The sequence below is a fragment of the Agrobacterium sp. 719_389 genome (assembly GCF_900188475.1).
GTDB lineage: Bacteria > Pseudomonadota > Alphaproteobacteria > Rhizobiales > Rhizobiaceae > Agrobacterium > Agrobacterium radiobacter.
In genome coordinates this window covers 519,822-543,878 of sequence record NZ_FYEM01000001.1, presented here as the reverse complement: position 1 = coordinate 543,878, position 24,057 = coordinate 519,822, and the positions used below count along the sequence as shown (strand labels likewise).

Here is a 24,057-nt window from a genome sequence, read left to right as displayed (position 1 = left end):
CATGTGCGCTCGAATGAGCGATTATTTCACGCCATTTTCAGCAAGAAACTGTCCGAACAGTTAAAAAAGCCAACAAAAACGGCCTGATAAGCGCGTTTCCTCGGGAAACCCGTGAGTGTGGTTATTTGGAGACAATTCCTGTCTCAAGTGGGAATTTGTTTCATTTTATGTCGGATTGCTTCAATTGGATTAGAAAAATAACCTAAAATGACTATGCAAGGGGATCGACATCAAATTCTTACGTAAAAAATGGAGAAGTGTCGCAGAACTGTGCCAGTGTGCGGCAGATTGTCATTTGCTGCGAAGCGCTTCACTCTTTTGATGATCACATTGCCTTGATTGGGGAGAGAGATGGCAAAAACTGCAATTTTTCGCGGCGCGGTATGTTTCGCAGTCAGCATCGCGGCGGTAACGCCTTCACTGGCGGGTGGCCTTGAGCGCGGTGGTTACAATATCGACCTGCTGTTCGATCCGTCCGATTATGTTCTCGACAGTTCCGCGACCTTTGTCGCGCCGCAGCGCAAGGTGGAGAATGCGCGGGACAATCCGCTGAAGAGCGGTCCTTTGCCTGCGGCCTGGTCAAGAAGCGCAGATGACTCTGAAAACTTCTGGTCGACCCGCGTCGGCGCCAAGGCGGCAATCGGCGATTTCGGCGACTGCATGTTCGACTATTCGCAGCCATGGGGCGCGCACCTTAATCCCGGCATCTGGCAGGGTTCGAGCTACAACATCGAAACCAAGGTCAAGTCGCACAATTACGCCACCACCTGCCGCGTGAAGTTCGATCTTGGCAAGGGTGACTTCTCGATCATCGGCGGCGGCTTCTATCAGGAATTGAGCGGTTATAAATACCGTCAGGTTCTCGGCCCGGCCGTTCTGGGCCTCAATCCGGCCTGGTCCAGCTTCAGCGGCGTCGGCAAACTTGAGATGGAAGGTGACGGCTGGGGCTGGCGCGCCGGCATGGCCTATGAGATTCCCGAGATCGCGTTCCGTGCGAGCCTCGTTTACAACAGCGCCGTCGATCACGACCTGACCGGTTTCGCCGATGTCAGGGCGATCCCGCAGACGCCGCCGTCCATATCTCCCACGCTCGCAAAATACGGCGGCAAGCTCGTGCCGATCTATGGCTCTGTTTCCATGCCTGACAGCATCGAGCTCAAGGTGCAATCCGGTATTGCGCCGGATTGGCTTGCTTTCGGTTCGGTCAAGTGGACGGACTGGAGCCAGATTCAGGTTATTCCTTTCTGCGCGGTCGGCACGTCGCCCTGCGTTCCAAGTGGCGCAGACACGCTGAACACGCTCGACCTGTTTTATCGCGACGGCTGGACGATTTCCGGCGGCGTCGGTCACAAGTTCAACGAACAGTGGAGCGGTGCTGTGAGCCTGACCTGGGATCGCGGTACATCGACCGTCATCGGCACCCAGACCGACACCTGGACACTGGGCACGCAGATCGTCTACTCCCCGAACAAGAACATCGAGTTCAAGATTGCCGGCGCTCTCGGCCTTCTCACCTCGGGTAGCTCGTCCATCAATGGCGGACCGTGCGGCGCAGGCTTCACCTGCGGCAACGAGGCGGGCTACGACTTCGGTAACGACCTCGTCGCAGCAATCTCGACCGGCGTGAAGGTCAAGTTCTGACACCATCCTTCCGTAGATGCTAAAATAAAGGTCCGGTTTACCAACCGGGCCTTTTTTCATGCGCGACTATGATTCCTGCTCGATAAAATTTTCTAGCCCGAAAGTTTTGTGACGATTTGGCAACACTTTTCTGCAAGCGTGTGGTCGCGTTGGAATGTGAGCATATCTGTCCATTTCCCGCCACAAACAGGGTGCTTGGCTTATGTTTAGGGACGCGGGAATGAAAGAACATGCAGGCGTTTGATGTGGTGGTGCGCAAGGCCGGAAAGTGAAAACGGGTTTGGATTCAGGGTTTAAGCAAGTAATACGGGAATTTGGTCCGGCTTTCTTGTTTGGCGCTGACCGGTGGACGGTGAAATGCCGTTATATTGCCGGAAATTATGCCTATATCTGTCTCACTGGAAAATGAGGGCAATTGCCGCAGATGACCACCGGTGGTGCGCTGGAAAGTGCTGCCGGAAAGACGCAGTGTGTTCGAAAAATCGCGACCCGGCGGGTTCGGCTTTGCAGTATTCCGCAAGTATTGGCTATATGCCGGGAAGAGTGAGAGAAGTTCGCTGAAATGCTGAAATGTGAAGCCAACGTTTTAAAGCCGCTCCTCATGGGCATGTTGCTTGCGTCGCTCGCAATGCCTGCTGCGGCTTTTGACATCAATGCGGGCGTGACCAAGGAATCCGGCCCCTTCGACCTGTTCAAGTTCGGCTTCAAGGCCTACAAGAACGGCAACAAGGGTGAAGCCGTCGAGGCCTATCGCTACGCGGCTGAAAAGGGCCATACCGGCTCGCGCTGGGCGCTGGCCAATATGTATGCCTATGGCGACGGCGTCGCCAAGAACGACTTCGAAGCTTTCAAGATCTACAGCGAAATCGCCAATCAGGGCGTCGAGCCGGGTTCGGAAGATACCGGCTTCTTCGTCAATGCGCTGCTTTCTCTCGCCGATTATTACCGTCACGGCATTCCCGGCAGCCCTGTCAAAATGGACCTTTCGCAGGCCCGACAGCTTTATTTCCAGGTGGCCTCCACCTTTGGTGTCGCTGAAGCGCAGTTCCGTCTGGCGGAGATGATTCTTGCCGGCGAGGGCGGCCGTGCGGATGTGCAGCAGGCCAAGAAGTGGCTCAACCAGGCCCGCAAGCACGGCCATGCCGGCGCCATGTCGATCTTCGGCAACCTGATCTTCCAGGAAGGCCAGACGACGCAGGGCCTCGCCTTCATGACGGCTGCGCTCGACAAATGCACGGCGGTGGACTGCACCTGGATACAGAACCTCCAGGAGCAGGCTTTTTCGCTCGCCGGTGAGAACGATCGCCGCGCGGCGATCGCCATGGCGCAGAACATGCAGTTCAACGATCCGGATTGAGAATGGCGATCAGGGCGGCTTCTTCCGCCCGAAGAGGGCCGGTCAGCCGGCCGGACTGAAAGCGAAATAACCGCAGACCGGCACATGGTCGGACGGTTTTTCCCAGGCCCGCACATGTTTTTCGATGCTGACGGATTGCAGCCGGTCGGCAGCTTCGGCCGATAACATCAGATGATCGATGCGGATGCCGTTGTTTTTCGGCCATGCGCCGGCCTGATAATCCCAGAAGGAATAAAGTCCTGCTTCATCCGTCGTCGCCCGCGCGGCATCGGTGAAGCCCAGATTCTCCAGCTTGCGGAAGGCGGCGCGGGTCTTCGGCAGGAACAAAGCATCACCTTCCCACACGCGTGGGTCGTGGCAATCGAACGGCTCGGGGATGACATTGTAGTCGCCAGCGAGGATCAGCGGTTCCTCAAGCGCGAGGCGATCTTCGGCAAAACGCCGCAGCCGCTCCATCCAGGCAAGCTTGTAGGGATATTTGACCGGATCGTCAGGCGGATTGCCATTCGGCAGGTAAAGCGAGCAGACGCGGATCGCGCCGCCTTCGACGGAAAACACGCCTTCGATGAAACGCGCCTGTTCGTCGGCGTCGTCGCCCGGCAGGCCGCGATTGACTTCGTCGGGCTTTACCTTCGAGAGCAGCGCCACGCCATTGAAGCCCTTCTGGCCGTGAGTCTCGACTTGATAACCGAGCGCTTCCAGCTCAAGCCGGGGAAAACCCTCGTCGACCGATTTGATTTCCTGAAGGCAGACGATATCGGGCGATGAATCCTTCAGCCACTGGCAGAGGTTTTCGATACGCGCCTTGACGCCATTGATGTTCCAGGTGGCAATCTTCATCGGAGTTTCCCTTTTGTGAGGGTACTTTTACCCGATGTAAAATCGATTGCCACCGTTTTTGGAAAACGGCCCTGTGGATGTGGTGGAAAGACGCCGGGCGGGCGGGCGGCATCGCTGCGTTTTTTCGTCCCTCATTCCTGTGCTTGTCACAGGAATCCAGCCGACGCGCGTCTGCGCGGCGAAAGGACTCTTCTCAGCCCAAGGACTTGGGCTGGCTGAATCCCTGTGACAAGCACAGGGATGAGGGGAGGAGAGAAATGCGCATCACCTCAAAGTTGAGAGCATCGAGGTGGAGTCGCGGGCCATTCGCTCAAATAGAAAAGCTCGTGCCACAGCCGCAGCTTGCCACGGCGTTGGGGTTCTTGATCTGGAAGGATTGCCCGAGCAGATTGTCCACAAAGTCGATTTCGGAGCCGGCCATATAGACAACCGACAGGCTGTCGATCAGCACCTTGGCGTCGCCGCGGGCGATCACGATGTCGTCATCGGTTTTGTCTTCGGCCAGATCGAACTTGTAGGAGAAGCCCGAGCAGCCGCCGCCTTCCACCGAAACGCGCAGCGCCTGTTTGCCGGCGTCGGCTGCGACGATCTGGGCGATTCGCTTCGCCGCTGCTTCCGAAAGGGTAATGTCGCTGTTTTCCATGTCGTTTCTCCTGCCGGGGTCAAGAACCGGAGAGCAATAATCTCGTTGTCACCATTATAAACCGGTCAAATTCCCGGTCTATAGCCTGTGTGAAGGCGGTCAGCGCGGCGATGATGCTTTGCGCTGACGTCTGCGATAGGTATGAAGGGTGAATGAAAAGGTCAATGGCCGAGACCAAAAGGAAGTACCGGCCAGAGAAGACAACAGGTGGATGCATGATCATAGACCAGCGCGCATTGGGTTTCGGAAGTGGCGAGAGGGCGGTTTTCGCCTCTGATCCATGGACCACGCGCGGCCGTCTTTTTCCCGAAGAGGGAAGCCTGACGCGTTCCGAATTCCAGCGCGACCGTGACCGCATCGTCCACACGACAGCCTTTCGCCGCCTGAAGCACAAGACCCAGGTCTTCATCAGCCCTGACGGCGACCATTATCGCACCCGTCTCACCCACACCATCGAAGTTGCGCAGATTGCGCGAGCGCTCGCCCGCGCGCTGAAGCTCGATGAGGATCTCGCCGAAGGCGTGGCGCTGGTGCATGATTTCGGCCACACGCCCTTCGGCCATACCGGCGAAGACGCGCTGGATGCGGTTCTGTTGCTCTATGGCGGTTTCGACCACAATGCGCAGTCGCTGCGCATCGTCACGAAGCTGGAGCGCCGTTATGCCGAATATGACGGCATCAACCTCACCTGGGAGACGCTCGAAGGGCTCGTCAAACACAATGGCCCGCTGGTGAACGCCAAGGGTGAGGGGATCAAGGGACCGGTTCCGCTGCCCATCCTCGAATATTGCGAGCTGCAGGATTTGGAAATCGGCACCTATGCGAGCCTCGAGGCGCAGGTGGCGGCGATTGCCGATGATATCGCCTATAATACCCACGACATCGATGACGGCCTGCGCGCCGGTTATCTCACCTTCGAGATGCTGGAGGAGGTGCCTTTCCTCAGCGGCCTGATGGCGCAGGTGCGGGCGAAATATCCCGTGCTCGACAAGGAGCGTTTCGCCAATGAGATCATGCGCCGGCAGATCACCCACATGGTCGAGGATGTGATAGGCGTTGCGCAGCAGAATCTTGCCCGCCTGAAACCGCGAAGCGCGGCCGATATTCGCGCCGCCGATTTCACCGTCGCGACCTTCTCGCCTGAGATGGCCGAGACCGACCGGCAGATCAAGAAGCTGCTGTTCGGCCATATCTACCGGCATCCGGAAATCATGCGCATCCGCGCCGGTGCGACACAGATAGTCACCGATCTTTTCCACCGTTATATGGAAACACCGGCGGAAATGCAGAGCCACTACTGGGTGGACAGCATTTCCGGCATGAGCGTGGCCGCAAAAGCCCGGCATGTGGGCGACTATCTGGCCGGGATGACCGACAGTTATGCACTGCGCGCCCACCAGCGTCTGTTTGACCACACCCCCGATTTGCGATAGGGCAGCGGGCAATCGCGGAGCCGACCCGGTTATGATGGCCGGACATAAACAGAAGCCCTTCGCGCAGGTTGGAACGATGAACATTTTTGCTGATTTCGATACCAGGATCAAAAACGCGCTCGAGACCCTCGATCTCGTGAAAGAGAACCGCGAAAAGGTCGATTTCAGTCGAATTACGGTCGAATCCCCGCGTGATCTGAGCCACGGCGATGTTGCAACCAATGCCGCCATGGTGCTGGCGAAGCCGCTCGGCACCAATCCGCGCGCGCTTGCCGAACTCATCGTGCCCGCACTTCAGGCCGATGGCGACGTCGACAGCGTCAATGTCGCGGGTCCCGGTTTCATCAATCTCAAGGTCTCGGTCGGTTACTGGCAGCGTCTTCTGGCCGACATGATCAGCCAGGGTATCGATTTCGGCCGCTCCACCATCGGTGCAGGCCAGAAGATCAACGTCGAATATGTCTCCGCCAATCCGACCGGCCCGATGCATGTCGGCCATTGCCGTGGCGCCGTGGTGGGCGACACGCTGGCGAACCTGCTCGCTTTTGCGGGTTACGGCGTTACCAAGGAATATTACATCAACGATGCCGGCTCGCAGATCGATGTGCTGGCCCGTTCGGTGTTCCTGCGTTACCGCGAGGCGCTTGGCGAAGATATCGGCACCATTCCGTCCGGTCTCTACCCCGGTGACTATCTCGTTCCCGTTGGCCAGGCGCTGGCGGATGAATATGGCATCAAGCTGCGCGCCATGCCCGAGGAAAAATGGCTGCCGATCGTGAAAGACAAGGCGATCGACGCGATGATGGTGATGATCCGCGAGGATCTTGCGCTGCTCAACGTCCGGCACGACGTGTTCTTCTCGGAGCGCACGCTGCATGAGGGCAATGGCGGCCCCATTCTCTCGGCCATCAACGATCTCACCTTCAAGGGCCATGTCTACAAGGGCACCCTGCCGCCGCCGAAGGGCGAATTGCCTGAGGACTGGGAAGACCGCGAACAGACGCTGTTCCGCTCCACGGAAGTGGGCGACGACATGGACCGCGCGCTGATGAAATCGGATGGCTCCTACACCTATTTCGCCGCCGACGTCGCTTATTTCAAGAACAAGTTCGACCGTGGTTTCTCCGAGATGATCTATGTGCTCGGCGCTGACCATGGCGGTTACGTCAAGCGTCTTGAAGCCGTTGCGCGCGCCGTCTCCGAGGGCAAGTCGAAGCTGACGGTTCTTCTGTGCCAGCTCGTCAAGCTGTTCCGCGACGGCGAGCCGGTGAAGATGTCGAAACGCTCCGGCGACTTCGTCACTCTGCGTGATGTCGTCGACGAAGTGGGTCGCGATCCCGTGCGATTCATGATGCTTTATCGGAAGAATTCCGAGCCGCTGGACTTCGATTTCGCGAAAGTGACCGAACAATCGAAGGATAATCCGGTTTTTTACGTGCAATATGCGCACGCCCGCTCAATGTCGATCTTCCGGCAAGCGCAGGAAGCGTTTCCGGGGCTTGCTCCCTCTGCGGAAGAGATGGCGGCATCTGTCGCTTTGATCAGCGATATCAACGAGTTGCAGCTGGTTGCAAAGCTCGCCGAATATCCGCGCCTGATCGAATCGGCGGCCCTTTCGCATGAGCCGCACCGGCTTGCTTTTTACCTCTATGATCTCGCCAGTTCCTTCCATGGACACTGGAACAAGGGTAAAGACCATCAGGAATTACGTTTTATTAACGATAAAAACCGAGAATTGAGCATTGCCAGACTTGGGCTGGTGAATGCTGTCGCAAATGTTTTGAGGTCCGGCCTTACGCTTTTAGGAGCGGACGCACCTGCTGAAATGCGATAACATATCACCATTATTTGCTCACAATACGCTGGCAAGAGCTGCAATGCGTAGATGGTGGAACACGTAATGGTCGAAAAAAATGTCGCGTATAACCGGGACACCCGGTCCGAAGGCTTCGCTGACAACGATCCCCTGGCAGAGCTGGCGCGTATCGTCGGCTTCGAAGATCGTCCTTCGCATGCGGGTTCCGAAGCTGCGCCACGCGCTGCCTCACCGGCGACCCGCCGCGAACCCGAGTTCAACCTCGAGGACGAGCTGCTTCGGGAGTTCGAGGTTTACGATGCGCCGCACGCCGATCCGGTCGTTCTTGATCCGGCAAACGATGTTCGTGCGGGCATCCACCCCAACGATTTCATGCAGCGTGTCGAATCTGTTTTCGCCCGCCGTGAGCCGGAGCTTGCGCCGGTGGCCGAACCCGCACCCGTGGCCGCATCTGCGCCAGAGGTGAGGGAAGAGCCGCTTCCGGAAATCGATCAGGCCTATATTCACAACTACGTCGAAACGACCACGCAGGATATTCGCGCGGATTTCCGCGATGATGCCGGCGCGGTGGCGGAAGTTTTCGATGTGCATTCGCGCCAGTCGCGTCCCGCCGAGCCGATGGTTTACCAGCCGGTCGCCCAGCAGGCAGCATGGGAAGAGCCGCAGGCCGCCGAGCCCGTGCAGCCCGAATGGCACGCCATGCCGGAGCTCCCGGCCGATGTTTCGAGCAATGTTCAGTCCTATCAACCGGAGCCGCAGGCTTTCGATCTCGCCGATGAGGTGGAAATAGCTGTCGCCGAGGAAGCGCCCGCACCGATTTCCGTGCGTCCGCCGTCGCATGGCGGCCGGTCTTCGCTGGAATTCTCCAGCCTGCGGCTGCCGCTCGCCAATTTCGGCGCGCGCCGGGATGTTTCGGCTGTCGATCCGAAGCGGGTTGAGCCGCGCTCCGAGCTGCAGCCTGCCGCAGCCCGCATCGAGCCGCAGGTCGAAGCCGCTCCCGCGCCTGCCGTCGTTCAGGCGGTGGAGACCGCTCCGTCCTTTGCGCCTTCGGTCGCCGAGACCTTCACGCCGGCCGCAGAGCCTCTGGCGTTTGAGGTTGCCGAGAAGCCGGCAGCGAAACATCTCTCGCCGATGGACGAGCTGATTTACGACGTCGCGAAATATTCCATTCCCGGTCGCGGTGAAACACCGCTCGTGCAGGACGTTCCCGCTGCGAAGGTGGAGCCGCCCGTGGTTGCCGCCGCGCCGGTGAAGGCGGCGCCGATTGCCGCTGCTGCGCCTGCAGCACCCGCTGAAGAGCTGGATTTCACTGATTTCGCCGGCTTCAACGATGATGATTTCGAGCTTGCGCTCGACGATCTCGATCTTGATCTGGACCTGTCTGAAATCGCCGAGGCGGAAGTTGCACCTGCGCCCGTGCCGCAGCCCGTTCGCCAGCAGCCGGTCGCTCCGGTCGCCGTTGCCGCCGTAGCACCGCAGCCGGTGAGGGAACAGCCCGCGCCGCAGCCGCGCCCGGCTCCCGTGGCCGCACCGGTAGCCGCCGTTCCGGCTCAGCCGCGCCCCGCTGTTGCAGCAGCACCGCAGCCAGTCGCACCGCAGACGCTGGAAAGCCTGCCTTTCGATCCTTCGCAGATCGGCGAGACGGAAGAACATCCGGAAACCATCGCCGAAATGGATGTGCCGGAACTGCCGGTCGGGGTTTTTGAACCCAAGCCGGCCGCGCGCCGTCACGAGGAAGATCTCGATATCGATACCGAGCTTGCGACGCTGTTTGCGCCTGCTGTCGCCGGTGGTCTCGATCGTCACAAGCATGCGGAAAATCGCGGCGCCGCCCAGGCGCGCCCTGTTCAGGCTCCGGAAGAGGCCGATGAATTCGAACGGGCGCTGGAAGAGGATTTCCGTCGTTCCATGCAGGAGGCTGCGGCTTCCCGTGGCAGCGCCCCGCGCGATGCCGAAAACACCTATGTCGACCATCAGGCGGCTTATCGTGATGAAGATGAACGCGGCGGTCGCCGCTGGATCATGCCGGTTGCCGCGGCAATCGGTCTGGTGCTGATCGGTGGCGGCGTTTACGCATTGGTTTCCGGCGGCTCGTCCAGCACGGGTTCCAACGGCGCGCCTGTTATCATTTCCGCCGACAACGACCCGATGAAGGTCGTGCCGGAAAATCCGGGCGGTCGCGTCGTGCCAAATCAGGACAAGGCGGTTTATGACCGTGTGGCCGGCGGCAGCGCTGCCGATCCGAAGCAGCCGGCGCTGATTTCCAGCAACGAGCAGCCGGTGGATGTGGTTCAGCGCACGCTGATCCCCGAACAATTGCCGCTTGAAGGCGAAAACGACGCGGATATGGAAACCGCCGGTACGCCGGTTGGCGAGACCGAGGATCCGCGCCTGCTTTCGCCGGAAGAAAAGGCCGCACAGAACGAAGGTTCGGCTGCAACCGGCGTTTCGCCGCGCAAGGTCCGCACCATGATCGTCAAGCCTGACGGCACGCTGGTTGCCCAGGAGGTCGAGGTGCCGGCAGCCCAGCCGCCGAAGGCCGACAAGGTCGAGGAGCTTGCAGCGCCGCAGACCGCCAAGCCCGGTGAGGGCGCTCCCGCCGTCATCGCCGCATCGCGGGTTCCGGTCGCGCCGGAACAGGCGGCTCAGCCGCAGGCCAACACGCCTGCCGCTGCCGCTAAACCGGCAGCACAGTCGGCGGCACCGCTTCCAGCGGCGCGTCCGTCCTCGCAGCCTGCCAATGTGGTGGCGACGGTGACCAACCAGGGCAATGTGCGCCCCGCGACCGCTCCGGCGCAGCCGCAGGCCGCGCAGCAGCAGACGGCGGCCGCAACGCCTGCAGCGACCAGCACGCCTTCCGCCGGCGGCTATTACATCCAGATCGCCTCGCTGCCGAGCCAGGCGGAAGCCCAGAAGTCCTACCAGAACATGTCGGCCAAGTTCGGCTCGGTCATCGGTGGACGCGGCGTCGACATCAAGGCCGCCGAAATCGCCGGCAAGGGCACGTTCTACCGCGTCCGCATCCCGGCGGGTGACAAGAACGAAGCCGTGGCGCTGTGCGAAAAGTTCCGCTCAGCCGGCGGCAGCTGCCTGGTGGCGCGCTGATAGCGGCCAATACGGCTTGTAAGATTGGGGTTGCCTTCTAGGGCAACCCTTCTTTGGGTGGGGAAGGGTTTTCCCCACACGCGACGTCATCCTCGGCCTTGTGCCGAGGATCTGCCAACGTTTCGCCAGCCGGTCGGTTGCAGATGCTCGGGACAGGCCCGAGCATGACGGCGGAGAGTTTGACACTCCTCCCCACGCCTTTCGGTACAAGGCCATTTCCCATTCCATTTCCTGAGAGCGTGACATCATGACCGATTGCAAAGCTATGATCCTCGGATGCAGCGGGCTTTCGCTGACGGCCGACGAGATTGCCCTTTACCGCGATGAACAGCCCTGGGGCTTCATCCTGTTCGGGCGTAATATCGGCGAGCCGCAGCAGATCACCGATCTCGTCGCCGCCATGCGCGACGCCGTCGGGCGGCCAGACGCGCCGGTTCTGATCGATCAGGAGGGCGGGCGCGTGCAGCGCATCAAGCCGCCGATCCTGCAGGCCTATCCGAACGCCCGCATTCTCGGTGAAATCTATGAGCGCGACCGGGGGGCGGGCCTGCGCGCCGCCTGGCTGATGTCGCGCCTGCACGCCTTCGACCTCATGAAATTCGGTATCAACGTCGATTGCCTGCCGGTGCTTGACGTGCCGGTGGAAGGCGCCAGCAACGTCATCGGCAACCGCGCCTATGGCTACACGCCGACCATGGTGGCCGAGATGGGGCAGGCGGCGGCCGACGGGCTGAAGGCGGGCGGCATGCTGCCCGTCATGAAACATATGCCGGGCCATGGCCGAGGCATGGTGGATTCGCACCATGAACTGCCTGTTGTCGATGTACCGCTCGATGAGCTGGACGCCCATGATTTTGTGCCGTTCCGGGCGCTGAACCACGAATTGATGGCGATGAGCGCGCATCTGGTATTCAATGCCGTCGACCGCGAACGGCCTGCGACGACCTCGCCGAAGGTCATCGAGGAGATCATTCGCGGCCGCATCGGCTTTGACGGCCTGCTGATGTCCGACGACAGTTCCATGAACGCGTTGAAGGGTACGCTGGGCGAGCGGGCTGCGAATATTGTTGCGGGTGGCTGCGATATAGTCTTGCATTGCAACGGCGTGATGGGTGAAATGCTTGAAGTCGTGAAGGAGGTTCCCGTTCTTTCCGGCCGCTCGCTGGAGCGGGTGCGGGCAGTTGAATCGGGTTTCCCGATTGCGGACCCGTCCGACGAAGCGGAACTGAGAGCCGAATTCAACGCCATGTGGGCCGTTTCCTGACGATCTTGGGGGCGGCCGCTCACTCGGGATCAAGGCCGGACGCCCGGCGGATGGAACAATGGCCGCAGACAAGTCTCGCAATTCGACACCGATGGACAAGCTCTGGCAGGACGTGACGCCGGAGCGGTTGACGGGTGAGGCCGGGCTGGTCATCGATGTCGCGGGTTTCGAAGGCCCGCTCGATCTTCTCCTGCATCTTGCGCGCACGCAGAAGGTCGATCTGTCGCGCATTTCGGTGCTGGCGCTCGCCGAACAATATCTGCAATTCGTGGAAAGTGCGCGTCGCGTGCGCATCGAGCTTGCGGCCGATTATCTCGTGATGGCGGCATGGCTCGCCTTCCTCAAATCCAAGCTCCTCATTCCGCAGCAATCCAAGGATGACGGCCCCTCGGGCGAGGAAATGGCGGCGACGCTGGCTTTCCGGCTGAAACGCCTGGAGGCGATGCGCGAGGCGGCGGAGCGCCTCGTCAACCGCGCCCAGCTCGGCCGCGATGTTTTTGCCCGCGGCGCACCGGAGCATATTCCCCATATCAACCGCTCGGCCTATGAGGCCAATCTTTATGATCTGCTCAGCGCCTATGCCAATCTGCGGCAGCGGCAGGCGATTACCCAGGTCACGATTGAAAAACGGCAGGTCTGGTCGCTTGTCGAGGCGCGCGAGCTTCTGACCCACCTCCTCGGCGATGTCGGGGAATGGACCGTGCTCGACCAATATCTGCTGCAATATGTGCCCGATCCCGCCATGCGGGTGACGGCGATTGCCAGCGCCTTTGCCGCTTCGCTGGAGCTGGTGCGCGAGGGATCGCTGCAAATCCGGCAGGAGGGCGCTTTCCAGCCCATCTATATGCGCCGCGGCACGAGGGATGAGCCCGCAGCCAGTGCCGGGAGGAACGATAATGACTGATGATGAAGAGACCGGCGAGGCGATGATCGCGACAGATGGGGTAGGATTCGAGCCCACGGTATTTTCCGAACGGCAGCTGAAGGAGGCCGAGCGGATCGCCGAGGCTTTGGTCTTTGCCTCGTCCGAGCCGGTTTCCGTGGCTTTCATCGCCGAGCGCCTGCCGCGCGGCATCGATGTCGTCGCCATTCTGCAGCGTCTCAAGGTTGTCTATGCGGAACGGGGCGTCAATCTCGTGCAGGTGGGCGGGCAATGGGCCTTCCGCACCGCCGGCGATCTTTCCTTCGTCATTCGCGCCGAGGAAAAGGAGCCGAAGAAGCTGTCGCGCGCGGCGCTGGAAGTTCTGGCGATTATCGCATATCATCAGCCGGTGACACGCGCCGAAATCGAGGAAATCCGCGGTGTTCAGACCTCGCGCGGCACGCTTGATGTGCTGATGGAGGCGGGCTGGGTCAGGTTCCGTGGCCGCAGGCGCACCCCCGGCCGGCCGGTGACGATCGGCACCACGGTGGAGTTTCTTGACCATTTCGGCCTTGAGGAATTGCGCGATCTGCCGGGCCTTGAGGAATTGAAGGGCGCAGGGCTGCTTTCAGGCCGCATCCCCTCCAATTTCGGCGTGCCTCTGCCGATGATGAGCGACGAATTGCGTGAGGACGAAGACCCGATCACGCAGCTTGATCTGGAGGAACTGGGCCTGCTTGCGCCTGGCGGCGGCGATGGCGACGATTGATATCGCCATCCTGTTGGCGAGGCCACGAAAACTTTATGCGCACTCGCTGTTGAAGCGACGATTTGTCGTTTGAAAAAGCCTTTCAAACGTCTTACATCGTCTGAAAGCGAAATTCAGGAGTTTCAGTTATGGGTTCTTTTAGTGTGTGGCATTGGCTCATCGTGCTGGTGATCGTTCTCGTGCTCTTCGGACGCGGCAAGATCCCGGAATTGATGGGTGATGTCGCAAAGGGCATCAAGAGCTTCAAGAAGGGCATGGCTGACGAAGACCAGACGCCGCCGCCGGCCGATGCCAACACGAAGACCGTCGACCACAAGGCTGACGAGATCAAGTAAGCGGCCTTGCCGCTTGGTGTGAGACTGACGGGCGTTAGGGTCTCGGGAGCATATTGATGTTAGATATCGGCTGGAGCGAGCTTCTGGTGATTGCGGTCGTTTTGATCGTGGTCGTCGGACCGAAAGACTTGCCGCCCATGATCCGCGCCTTCGGCAAGACGATGGCCGGCCTTCGCAAGATGGCGGGCGATTTCCGCAAGCAGTTCGATGAGGCCTTGAAAGAGGCCGACATGGACGATGTGCGCCAGACGATCTCCGATGTCCGCAATCTCAATCCCACCAACTCGCTGCGCGATGCGATGAACCCGCTTCGCCAGCTCGGCAACGAGATCAAGTCCGATCTCCAGAAGGCGACGGCTGCGCCGGATGGCCTTTCATCCACGCCGGCGCCGGCGACAGGCGAGCCGGTCGCGCCGCTGGTCAGCGTGCCTGAGCCTGAAATGAAGCTGCCGGATGCGCCGCCTGCTGTTGCCGCGCCCGCTGCGCCGGTTGCCGCGGCCGTCGCTGCGGAGGAGAAGCCGAAGCGCGCACGGGCGAAATCTATTGCGACTGTTGAGGCCGAAGCGGTTGCCGCCAAGCCGAAACGTGCAGCCCGGAGCAAGGTTGCCGCAGCGCCCGAAACCGCCGTCACCGTGAAAACCAGTGAGCCCGCCGCCTCGAAGCCCGCCCTGAAGGCAGTCGCCAAAAAGGCGGCCGTCCGGAAGTCTTCCGCAGACAAGGCGGCGGTGGCCGATGCCAAGCCGGCGAAAACGGCAAAAACCAAGGCTGCAAAGCCCAAGAAGGATGAAGCATGAGCGGGGACATCGAGGATAAGCCGCAGCCGCTGATCGAGCATCTCATGGAGTTGCGCACGCGGCTGATCTGGTCGCTCGGCGCATTTTTCGTCGCCTTCATCGCCTGTTTCGCTGTTGCCAAACATCTCTTCAACCTGCTTGTCATTCCCTATAAATGGGCCGTGCTCTGGGCGGGTCTGGATGTCACGAAATCGTCGCTGATCTATACCGCGCCGCAGGAATTCTTCTTCACGCAGATCAAGGTTGCGATGTTCGGCGCCATGGTTATCTCCTTCCCGGTGATCGCCTCGCAGCTTTACAAATTCGTGGCGCCCGGTCTCTACAAGAACGAGCGCGCCGCCTTCCTGCCATTTCTCATCGCTTCCCCGATCCTGTTCCTTGTCGGTGCGGCGCTCGTCTATTTCTTCTTCACGCCCATGGTCATGTGGTTCTTCCTCGCCATGCAGCAATTGCCTGAGGATGGTGAGGTGGCGATTTCCCTGATGCCGAAGGTGTCGGAGTATCTGAGCCTCATCATGACGCTGGTCCTCTCCTTCGGTCTGGTGTTCCAGCTGCCTGTGGTCACCACGCTTCTGGCCCGCGTCGGACTTCTGACCAGCGACTGGCTGCGTGAGAAGCGCAAGTTCGCCATCGTGCTCGCCTTCGTGGTCGCAGCCGTGCTGACGCCGCCGGACCCCATGTCCCAGATCGGTCTTGCGCTGCCTGCGATCATTCTCTACGAGATTTCCATCTACATGGCTCGACTCGTGGAGAGGAAACGTGCGGCGGAATCCAAAAGCACGGAGCTGGAAGAGACCTGACGCTTCGCCACGGTCTTCCCGCTCATCCAGTTTCCTCGCGCCGGGCCCTTCGCCCGGCGTTTTGCTGATGAAACGCGGGCTACCAACAACAGTCTGGAACGACGATGCACGACATTAAATGGATACGCGAAAACCCCGAAGCCTTTGATGCGGCGCTTGCGCGCCGTGGCGCGGAGCCGGCCGCCAGCGGCCTGATCGCGCTTGATGAAAAGCGCCGTTCCGTTATCCAGTCCCTGCAGGACATGCAGTCGCGCCGCAATGCCGCTTCCAAGGAAATCGGCGCCGCCATGGCGCAGAAGAACATGGAGCTGGCTGAAAAGCTCAAGGCCGAAGTCGCCGACCTCAAAGATAACATGCCGCGCGCCGAGGAGGAGGACCGTCTGGTCACCGCCGAGTTGAACGACGCCCTGTCGCGCCTGCCCAACATGCCCTTCGATGATGTGCCCGATGGCAAGGACGAGCATGACAATGTGGTCGCCCGCGTCGTCGGTCAGAAGCCCGGTTGGAACCATGAGGCAAAGGAGCACTTCGAGATTGGCGAAGCGCTCGGCTATATGGATTTCGAGCGTGCCGCCAAGCTTTCGGGCGCACGTTTTACCGTGCTGACCAGCCAGCTGGCGCGTCTGGAACGGGCGCTCGGCCAGTTCATGATCGACCTGCACACCTCGGAACACGGCTATACCGAAGTCTCCTCGCCGCTGATGGTGCGCGACGAGGCGATGTTCGGCACCGGGCAATTGCCGAAATTCTCCGAGGACCTGTTCAAGACTACGGATGGCCGCTGGTTGATCCCGACGGCCGAGGTGACGCTGACCAACCTCGTCTCCGGCGAAATTCTCGACCAGGAGAAGCTGCCGCTGCGCTTCACCGCGCTGACGCCGTCCTTCCGTTCGGAAGCGGGCTCGGCCGGCCGCGACACACGCGGCATGCTGCGCCAGCACCAGTTCTGGAAATGTGAGCTCGTCTCCATCACCGATGCGGAAAGCGCCGTTGCCGAACATGAGCGGATGACGGCCTGCGCCGAAGAGGTTCTGAAGCGTCTCGGCCTGCATTTCCGCACCATGACGCTCTGCACCGGCGACATGGGCTTCAGCGCCCGCAAGACCTACGATCTGGAAGTGTGGCTGCCCGGCCAGAACACCTATCGCGAAATTTCGTCCTGCTCGGTCTGCGGCGATTTCCAGGCGCGGCGCATGAATGCGCGTTATCGCGGCAAGGACGACAAGGCGACGAAGTTCGTTCATACGCTGAACGGTTCCGGCACCGCCGTCGGCCGCTGCCTGATCGCCGTTCTCGAAAATTACCTGAACGACGACGGTTCCGTCACAATTCCAGACGTGCTGCTGCCCTATATGGGTGGTCTGAAGCGCATCGAGAAGGCGGCTTAAGAGAGCGCGGCATCGTGTTATTGGAAGGAGAGTCTGCCAATTACTCCGACCGTCATCCTCGGGCCTGTCCCGAAGATCTGCAACCTATCGATTTATTTGGACGTGATTAGATCCTCGGGACAGGCCCGAGGATGACGTTGAGTGAACTGCACACTTCACCGCCGGAGGAGAGGATGCTCCGTCACTGAAGACATGAGAAGCGGAGAGAGAAACATGCGGATTTTGCTGACGAATGACGACGGTATTCACGCCGAAGGTCTGGCCGTGCTGGAGCGTATCGCCCGCACGCTGTCCGACGATGTCTGGATCGTCGCGCCGGAGACAGACCAGAGCGGGCTTGCCCATTCGCTGACGCTTTCCGAACCCCTGCGTCTGCGCAAGGTTTCCGACAAACATTTCGCGCTGCGCGGCACGCCCACCGATTGCGTCATCATGGGCATTCGCGAAGTCCTGCCGGAAAAACCCGATCTCGTGCTGTCAGGCGTCAATGCCGGCGCCAATATGGCCGATGACGTGACCTATTCCGGCACCATTGCCGGCGCCATCGAAGGCACGCTGCAGGGCGTGCGTTCCTTTGCGCTGAGCCAGGCGTTCAGCCATGGCGAAGGCCGCGTCGTGCCGTGGGAAGTCGCTGAAACCTATGCGCCCGATCTCATCCGCAAGCTCATTGATGTCGATCTGCCTGACGGCACCTTCCTCAATCTCAATTTTCCCAATTGTGCGCCAAAGGATGTGCAGGGCGTGTCCGTCACCGGGCAGGGCAAGCTCGATTTCGGCCTGACGGTGGAGGAGCGGCAGGATGGTCGCGGTCTTCCTTATTACTGGCTGCGCTTCGGCGAGCGCCTCGGCACCTTCCGCGAGGGCACGGATATTCACGCCTTGAAGCACGGCAAGATTTCGGTCACACCGCTTAAGCTTGACCTGACGGACTACACGGTGAAGGATCGGGTTGCGCAAGCACTTGGATTCGGAGTCGCCGATTGAAATCCGCAATGGTCGAAAAGGAAGGTTTTGCCGCTCTCGTTCTCCGCTTAAGGGGCGAGGGGATTTCCGACCTTGACCTTCTGACGGCGGTCGAGCAGACGCCGCGTTCCAAATTCGTGCCGCCGCAATTTGCCGCTGACGCCTATTCCAGCCGCACGATCCCGATCGACTGCGGCGCCTTCATGGAAGGCGCTGACATGGCGGTGAAGATTCTCGCCCGCCTGCAGCTGAAACCCGGCCAGCGCGTGCTGGAAATCGGCACGGGCAGCGGTTTCATGACGGCGATAATTGCACGCCGGGTGGAGCGCGTCTTTTCGCTGGAGCGCTACAAGACGCTGGTGCAGCAGGCGCAGAACTGTCTCGATGATCTCTCCATCCGCAATGTCGTCATCCGCCAGGCGGATGGCAGCAACGGTCTGGTGGGCGAGGGAACCTTCGACCGCATCGTCTCCACCGCCGCCTTTACCACCATGCCCCGCTTCTTTGCCGAGCAGATCGTTTCCGGCGGCATGATGATCGCGCCGATCATTCTTGAAGGCGACCGCTGCGTGATGACGCGTTTCTCCAAGACCGGCAGCCGCTTCGAGAAGGAAGAGCTGTTCGAGGCGCCTTATTTGCCGCTCAGCACCCATATTGCGCGCCATTTGTGACAAACTGAAAATTTTGGAGACATTCTATTTTTGTCTCCTAATGTTCTGAATTGTCGCAACTATCTGATTTTTAATATCATTATTGTCTCAACATGACGCACCTGGTTTCCGTCATGGTTATCGAAGTGTCAAAAAAGCGCTGAGCGGCTTAACGTTTTAACGGCGTGGTAACACTAACGCGCTTTAATCATAAACATCGACGCATGGTTTTCCCCACCTCGGGAAATGGGCCTTGCAAGAAGTGAAATTTGTGCCGGATCGCATCCAGATGCGGCGGGTTGGCGTCAGTGTAGATCGAGTCATGCGTATGAGACATTCGTCTAAAATCGGAAAATCAGTCGCAAAAATGTTCGCAGCGGCATTGCTGGCAAGCGTCGCAACGGGCTGTAGCTCGGATGCAACGCGGTTCAGCGGCCTCTTTTCCAGTGGACCGGATCGGATGACAACGGCGTCAATTCCTGCCCGTCAGGGCGGCGGTGCTTACGGGCAGGCCCCGGTTCCGCAGGGCGACATGAATGGCGGTTACGCCTCAGCCGCGCCGCAGGGTGGTTACGCCAACCAGAACATGGCCGGCAACTCCTATCCGCAGTCCGGTGGTTATGGCGGCGTCCAGCCTTCCACGGCCCGCGCTTCGGCCTCGCCGGTGCAGCGTTCCGAGCTTTCGGCCCCAACCGCCGTGGCAAGCCGCGACCCGTCGACACGCAACGAAGCCATGGCCCAGCCTTTCCCGTCCGCTCAGCGACAAGCCGCGCCGTCTCTTGCAGCGCCCGCCCAGCAGGCTGCCGCTCCCGTCGCCGACAACCTGACCACCGCGACCGTACGTTCCGACAAGAATGGCTGGCACACCGATGGCGCTTCCTCCGTGACCCTGCGTCCCGGCGAAAGCATCGCGACGCTCTCCAACCGTTACGGCGTTCCGGAAAAGGAACTGCTGCGCGTCAACGGTCTGAAGACCGCATCCTCGGCGCAGGCCGGCCAGTCGATCCTCATCCCGAAATTCGGCCAGGCCCGCAATGCCGCCAAGGATGCCGCCGGCAATATCGCTCTCAACCGCAATGGCGACCAGCCGACCCCCCTGCGCGGCCCCGAGGGGAATGTGGCCGTGCTGCCTTCGCAGGCCGCCGCCCGTGACAAGGTTTCCTCCGAAGCCGGCAAGCTGACGCCTCCTGGCGGCAAGCCGCTGCCGCCGAGCGGTGGTTACAAGGTTCAGCCGGGCGATAGCCTGGCGAAGATCGCCCGCGAAAACGGCGTGTCGGTTGCTGCCCTGAAGGCGGCAAACGGTCTCGGCAACGAAAGCATCCGCGTCGGCCAGACGCTCACCATGCCGGGCGCCTCGACGGATGCCATCAAGACAGCTTCGGTTCCCGCCAAGGAAGCGGCGAAGGCGGTCGAAACCGCATCCGTCAAGCCTGAGCCCTACAAGGCTCCTGCTGCCGCCGCTCCGACTGCGCCTGCCGCACCGGCCACGGCAAGTGTCAGCGATATCGAGAAGAAAGCCGACATGGCTTCTGTCGCACCGGAATCCACCGGCATCGGCAAATATCGCTGGCCGGTTCGCGGTGCGGTCATCAACAATTTCGGCGACAATGTCGAAGGCAGCCGCAACGATGGCATCAACATCTCCGTTCCCGAGGGCACGCCGATCAAGGCCGCCGAAAACGGCGTTGTCATCTATGCGGGCAACGGTCTGAAGCAGCTTGGCAACACGGTTCTCGTCCGTCACGACGATGGCAAGGTCACCGTTTACGGCAACGCCGCCAATCTCGACGTCCAGCGCGGCCAGAAGGTCCAGCGCGGCCAGACCATCGCCACCTCAGGCATGACCGGCAGCGCCAAGCGTCCGCAGGTTCACTTCGAAGTCCGCAAGGATGCGACGCCGGTGAACCCCTCCAGTTTCCTTGAATAGGTATTGCGTCTCAAGGAATGATGAAGCCGGGTGAAGAACCCGGCTTTTTCATTTTTGGGGTGGTGCAAACGTCTCCACACATTCGACGTCATCCCCGGGCTTGACCCGAGGATGACGCAGGAGAGGCGGCGGCCAAAACGTCGGCTAGGTCCTGACCAGCCCAACCGTCTTCTCGATGAAGTCTGCGATCGTGGCGGTATCGTCGAGATAGAAGACGGGAAGGGTGGCGTCCGCCACCGGGTGATCGGCGGCAATGGCGATGATATGCGGGTCGAGCGGCGCAAGCGGTTCGGTCTTGGCGGCCTCCAGACGGCGCGCCTCGATCTTCGGCACCGGCTCATATTTGTAACCTTCGATCAGCACCAGATCGCAGGGGGCGAGGCGGGAGAGGATGTCCTCGAAGGAGGGTTCCGGTTCGCCGCGCAGTTCATGCATGATGGCGAAACGGGTGCCGGAAACGATGGTAACCTCGTGCGCGCCGGCCTGCCGGTGACGCCAGCTATCGGCGCCGACCTTGTCGATGTCGAAATCATGATGGGCGTGCTTGATGGTGGAGACGCGGTAGCCGCGCGCCGTCAGCTCGGTGACGATGCGCACCGCGAGGCCGGTTTTGCCCGAGTTCTTCCAGCCGGCGATGCCAAAGACCTTTTGTGCCGTCATGGTTCCATGCTCTCCAGATAGCTGCGCGCCAGCGCCAGTTCATCCGGCGTGTTGATGTTGAAGAACGGATCGAGGCTGCCCTTTGCCGTTTCCAGCGGCGGGAAAGCTACGCCGATGGTGACATGCCGGGCAAGATAGGCGCGGATGCGCCGGTTTGCATCGTTCTTCAGCCACGCCTCGAGATCATCGGCAAGGGCCACCGGCCACAGCGCAAAAACCGGGTGAAGCTGGCCGCTGGAGGCGGCGATGACGATCGCATGATCCGATACGTGCTCGCAAAGGCGCGCCACGAGATCGTCGGGGAAAAACGGGCTGTCGGCCGGCGCGGTCAGGAAGTGGCTAGCCGCGTTCTCGCGGTGCTGGAAATGACGCATGCCGGCCAGAATACCCGCGAGCGGCCCGGCATGGCCGTTCAGTGTATCCGGCAGCAGCGGCAGGCCGAAACTCTCCGCCCAGCCATTGGCAGCATTGATGGTGACATCGCAGACCTGCGGCGTGATGCGGCCGATGACATGGGAAATGAGAGGGCGATCGCCCAGCTGCACCATCGCCTTGTTGCTGCCCATGCGCCGCGAAAGCCCGCCGGCGAGCACGAGGCCGGGTATTTCAAAAGGGGCCGTCATTCCCGCTTTTCCTGCAGCCTTACGATATAGGTGGTGAGGAGGGCGACAAGGCCGGTCGCCAGCATCACGAGAAGAAGCGGCCAGGTTCCATCCTCTTTGGACAGGACCGAGGAGGCGAGTACTGACAGTGCCGCGCCGCCGCCGATGGTCATGGCGCCGCCGAGACCGGAGGCGGAGCCTGCCAGATGCGGCTGGACGCTGACCATGCCGGCATTGGCGCTCGGCAGCGTCACGCCGTTGCCGACGCCGATCAGGGCAAGCGGCACGAAAAACGCATAGGCGCTTTCCGCCCCGGCTGAGATCAGCACCATGGTTGTGACAATGCCCGCAATGGCGATGACATTGCCCGACAACATCATGCGGGTGATGCCGATTTCACTGGCATAACGGCCGGAAATGAAGTTGCCGAGCATATAGCCGCTGGCCATGAAGAAGAATTGCAGGCCGAGCATGGCCGGTGCAAGCCCGTAAAGCACGCTGCCGACGAAGGGCGCGCCGCCGAGGAATGAAAAGAACATGCCCGATGAGAAGGTCGAGGTCAGCGCATAACCCCAGAACAGCGGCGAGCGCAGCAGCTCCGGCCAAGCGTGAAACTGCTGGGAAAAGCTTGCCGATTTGTTGTGGTTGGTTTCCCCGAGATCGAACCAGGCGAGCACCAGAATACCGACGCCGAGCAGGCAGAGGAGGGCGAAGCTCGACTGCCAGCCGGAGATGTCGTTGAGCAACCCGCCAACCGTCGGCCCCACCATCGGCCCCACGGACATGCCCATGGTCACGTAGCCGATCATCGAGGCCGCCTGTTCCATCGGCACCATGTCACGCACGATGGCGCGCGCCAGCACAAAGCCCGAAACGACGGCCGCCTGCGCGACGCGCCCGATCATGAAAACGGTGATATTGGGCGCCAGCATGCAGACGAGCGTTGCGACGATCATGATGGCGATGCTGGCCAGCATGACCGGGCGGCGTCCGAAGAGATCGGAAAGCGGGCCGATGATGAGCTGCAGGCAGGCGGTGGCGGCAAGATAGCCCGAAACGGCAAATTGCATCACGGCATAATCGGTCTCGAAATAGAGCGCCATGGCCGCAAGCGAGGGCAGGAACACGTTCATGCACAGCGCGGCGACGCCGGCGATGACGACTAGCGTGATGATGTGGGGCGGGGTGGTCCTGTCGAGAAAACGGCCGCTGTTCATCTCATTCTCCCGCTTCTTCCGCAACGGCGGCTTTCGTTACGGAAGCCGGCCGCACCGTGGTGGCGGCGGTGGGTGTCGCAGCCGAGCGCTTGGCAATCTGCGAACGCTTGCGCAGGCTTTCGCGATAGAAGGTATAGAGGCCCGAACCGATGACGATCATGGCGCCTGCGATGGTGTAGCTGTCGATTTTCTCGTTGAAGAAGAACACGCCGATCATGAAACCCCAGAGCAGGCTGGTGTAACGGAATGGCGCGACAAAGGAGATTTCGCCTGATCTCATCGCGAGAATGATCGCCTGATAGCCCACCAGCACCAGGATGGCGGAGCCGGCGAGATGCGACAGGATCATGAAATTCATCGGCTGCCAGCCGCCGAAGGGCGCGATCAGCAGGCCGCCCACGGCCATGTTGACGAAAGCGGTAATGACGGTGATGGCGAGCGAGGGCACATCCGCATACATTTTCCGCGTCAGGAGATCACGCGCGGCGGTGACGGCCAGCGATGCGACGACCAGCAGCGCCCCCGGCGTGAAACCTTCAGGGCCCGGCCTGATGATGACGAGCACGCCGATGAAACCGACGATAATGGCGGCCCAGCGCCGCCAGCCCACGGGCTCACGCAGGAAAAGGGCGGCGCCCAGCGTCACCACCAGCGGCAGGGATTGCAATATGGCCGAGGCATTGGAAAATTCGATGAGGCCGAGCGCCGTCAGATAAAGCACGGCGGCTGTCACCTCGCAGAGACAGCGCAGGATGATGATGGGTCGCAGCAGGGTTTTGAGCGGCCGAAGCGCGCCGAAATGGCGTGCGGCGATATAGATCAGCACCACGGTCATGATGCCGCGGACGAACATGATCTGGCCGGTGTTGATATAGGGTGTGACGGACTTCGTCAGCGCATCATTGGCCGTGAAGCTTGCCATTGCGAGCGCCATGAAAAGTGCGCCGCGCGTATTGTCCGTCAATGCCATTCCCAAATATCCCAGACCATG

The 24,057-nt window shown here is 60.8% G+C and carries 21 protein-coding genes; 15 read left to right on the top strand and 6 right to left on the bottom strand.

What is annotated here, in order from left to right; translation table 11 throughout:
• Nucleotides 1–351: 351 nt before the first annotated feature.
• On the top strand, nucleotides 352–1,641 hold the full coding sequence (locus CFB10_RS02625; protein WP_003509739.1) for an outer membrane protein transport protein: 1,290 nt from the start codon (nucleotides 352–354) through the stop codon (nucleotides 1,639–1,641).
• Nucleotides 1,642–2,203: 562 nt separating this feature from the next.
• Entirely contained in the window at nucleotides 2,204–2,998 is a 795-nt protein-coding gene (gene exoR, locus CFB10_RS02615; protein ID WP_020012750.1) for an exopolysaccharide production regulator ExoR, read from the top strand.
• A 42-nt stretch (nucleotides 2,999–3,040) separates the two neighbouring features.
• Here the strand turns inward: exoR and xth are convergent, their stop codons facing one another.
• Nucleotides 3,041–3,838 (bottom strand): exodeoxyribonuclease III, encoded by a 798-nt coding sequence (gene xth, locus CFB10_RS02610; protein ID WP_020012749.1) that lies wholly within the window; start codon nucleotides 3,836–3,838, stop codon nucleotides 3,041–3,043.
• A 310-nt stretch (nucleotides 3,839–4,148) separates the two neighbouring features.
• Nucleotides 4,149–4,481: an iron-sulfur cluster insertion protein ErpA gene (erpA, locus tag CFB10_RS02605; protein ID WP_020012748.1), complete on the bottom strand. Its 333-nt coding sequence runs from the start codon at nucleotides 4,479–4,481 to the stop codon at nucleotides 4,149–4,151.
• Between the two features lie 215 nt (nucleotides 4,482–4,696).
• Between erpA and CFB10_RS02600 the strand changes: the two genes are divergently transcribed.
• The 13 genes from CFB10_RS02600 to CFB10_RS02540 all read left to right on the top strand — a co-directional run bounded on the left by CFB10_RS02600 (nucleotide 4,697) and on the right by CFB10_RS02540 (nucleotide 20,587).
• Entirely contained in the window at nucleotides 4,697–5,914 is a 1,218-nt protein-coding gene (locus CFB10_RS02600) for a deoxyguanosinetriphosphate triphosphohydrolase (RefSeq protein ID WP_020012746.1), read from the top strand.
• A 76-nt stretch (nucleotides 5,915–5,990) separates the two neighbouring features.
• A complete protein-coding gene (argS, locus tag CFB10_RS02595; RefSeq protein WP_026364139.1) occupies nucleotides 5,991–7,748 on the top strand; it encodes an arginine--tRNA ligase in 1,758 nt (585 codons plus the stop codon).
• Nucleotides 7,749–7,814: 66 nt separating this feature from the next.
• Nucleotides 7,815–10,835: an SPOR domain-containing protein gene (locus CFB10_RS02590; protein ID WP_020012744.1), complete on the top strand. Its 3,021-nt coding sequence runs from the start codon at nucleotides 7,815–7,817 to the stop codon at nucleotides 10,833–10,835.
• A gap of 247 nt (nucleotides 10,836–11,082) precedes the next feature.
• Complete coding sequence (nagZ, locus tag CFB10_RS02585) at nucleotides 11,083–12,099, top strand: beta-N-acetylhexosaminidase (protein ID WP_026364138.1); 1,017 nt, start codon at nucleotides 11,083–11,085, stop codon at nucleotides 12,097–12,099.
• A gap of 58 nt (nucleotides 12,100–12,157) precedes the next feature.
• Entirely contained in the window at nucleotides 12,158–13,003 is an 846-nt protein-coding gene (locus CFB10_RS02580) for a ScpA family protein (RefSeq protein ID WP_026364137.1), read from the top strand.
• Nucleotides 12,996–13,730, top strand: coding sequence for an SMC-Scp complex subunit ScpB (scpB, locus tag CFB10_RS02575; RefSeq protein WP_020012741.1), 735 nt, complete (start codon nucleotides 12,996–12,998; stop codon nucleotides 13,728–13,730). The genes CFB10_RS02580 and scpB overlap by 8 nt, the downstream gene beginning before the upstream one ends.
• Before the next feature lie 128 nt (nucleotides 13,731–13,858).
• On the top strand, nucleotides 13,859–14,065 hold the full coding sequence (locus CFB10_RS02570) for a twin-arginine translocase TatA/TatE family subunit (RefSeq protein ID WP_003509722.1): 207 nt from the start codon (nucleotides 13,859–13,861) through the stop codon (nucleotides 14,063–14,065).
• Nucleotides 14,066–14,121: 56 nt separating this feature from the next.
• Nucleotides 14,122–14,859, top strand: coding sequence for a Sec-independent protein translocase protein TatB (tatB, locus tag CFB10_RS02565; RefSeq protein WP_020012739.1), 738 nt, complete (start codon nucleotides 14,122–14,124; stop codon nucleotides 14,857–14,859).
• Nucleotides 14,856–15,659: a twin-arginine translocase subunit TatC gene (tatC, locus tag CFB10_RS02560; protein ID WP_020012738.1), complete on the top strand. Its 804-nt coding sequence runs from the start codon at nucleotides 14,856–14,858 to the stop codon at nucleotides 15,657–15,659. The genes tatB and tatC overlap by 4 nt, the downstream gene beginning before the upstream one ends.
• Before the next feature lie 104 nt (nucleotides 15,660–15,763).
• Nucleotides 15,764–17,047 carry a serine--tRNA ligase gene (gene serS / locus CFB10_RS02555; protein WP_020012737.1) on the top strand — a complete coding sequence of 428 codons (1,284 nt, stop codon included), beginning with the start codon at nucleotides 15,764–15,766 and terminating at the stop codon, nucleotides 17,045–17,047.
• A 213-nt stretch (nucleotides 17,048–17,260) separates the two neighbouring features.
• Complete coding sequence (gene surE, locus CFB10_RS02550; RefSeq protein WP_020012736.1) at nucleotides 17,261–18,031, top strand: 5'/3'-nucleotidase SurE; 771 nt, start codon at nucleotides 17,261–17,263, stop codon at nucleotides 18,029–18,031.
• Complete coding sequence (locus CFB10_RS02545; RefSeq protein ID WP_026364136.1) at nucleotides 18,028–18,681, top strand: protein-L-isoaspartate(D-aspartate) O-methyltransferase; 654 nt, start codon at nucleotides 18,028–18,030, stop codon at nucleotides 18,679–18,681. The genes surE and CFB10_RS02545 overlap by 4 nt, the downstream gene beginning before the upstream one ends.
• A gap of 346 nt (nucleotides 18,682–19,027) precedes the next feature.
• Complete coding sequence (locus CFB10_RS02540; RefSeq protein WP_020012734.1) at nucleotides 19,028–20,587, top strand: LysM peptidoglycan-binding domain-containing M23 family metallopeptidase; 1,560 nt, start codon at nucleotides 19,028–19,030, stop codon at nucleotides 20,585–20,587.
• Nucleotides 20,588–20,731: 144 nt separating this feature from the next.
• Here CFB10_RS02540 and mobB read toward each other — a convergent pair whose 3' ends face one another.
• From mobB to CFB10_RS02520, 4 genes are read right to left on the bottom strand one after another with little or no spacing between them, the layout of a single operon-like run.
• Nucleotides 20,732–21,247, bottom strand: coding sequence for a molybdopterin-guanine dinucleotide biosynthesis protein B (mobB, locus tag CFB10_RS02535; protein ID WP_020012733.1), 516 nt, complete (start codon nucleotides 21,245–21,247; stop codon nucleotides 20,732–20,734).
• Nucleotides 21,244–21,870 (bottom strand): molybdenum cofactor guanylyltransferase MobA, encoded by a 627-nt coding sequence (gene mobA / locus CFB10_RS02530; RefSeq protein ID WP_003509706.1) that lies wholly within the window; start codon nucleotides 21,868–21,870, stop codon nucleotides 21,244–21,246. The genes mobB and mobA overlap by 4 nt, the downstream gene beginning before the upstream one ends.
• Nucleotides 21,867–23,066 carry a multidrug effflux MFS transporter gene (locus CFB10_RS02525; RefSeq protein WP_020012732.1) on the bottom strand — a complete coding sequence of 400 codons (1,200 nt, stop codon included), beginning with the start codon at nucleotides 23,064–23,066 and terminating at the stop codon, nucleotides 21,867–21,869. The genes mobA and CFB10_RS02525 overlap by 4 nt, the downstream gene beginning before the upstream one ends.
• Before the next feature lies 1 nt (nucleotide 23,067).
• Nucleotides 23,068–24,036, bottom strand: a complete 969-nt coding sequence (locus CFB10_RS02520; protein WP_020012731.1) for a DMT family transporter — start codon at nucleotides 24,034–24,036, stop codon at nucleotides 23,068–23,070.
• Between the last annotated feature and the right edge of the window lie 21 nt (nucleotides 24,037–24,057).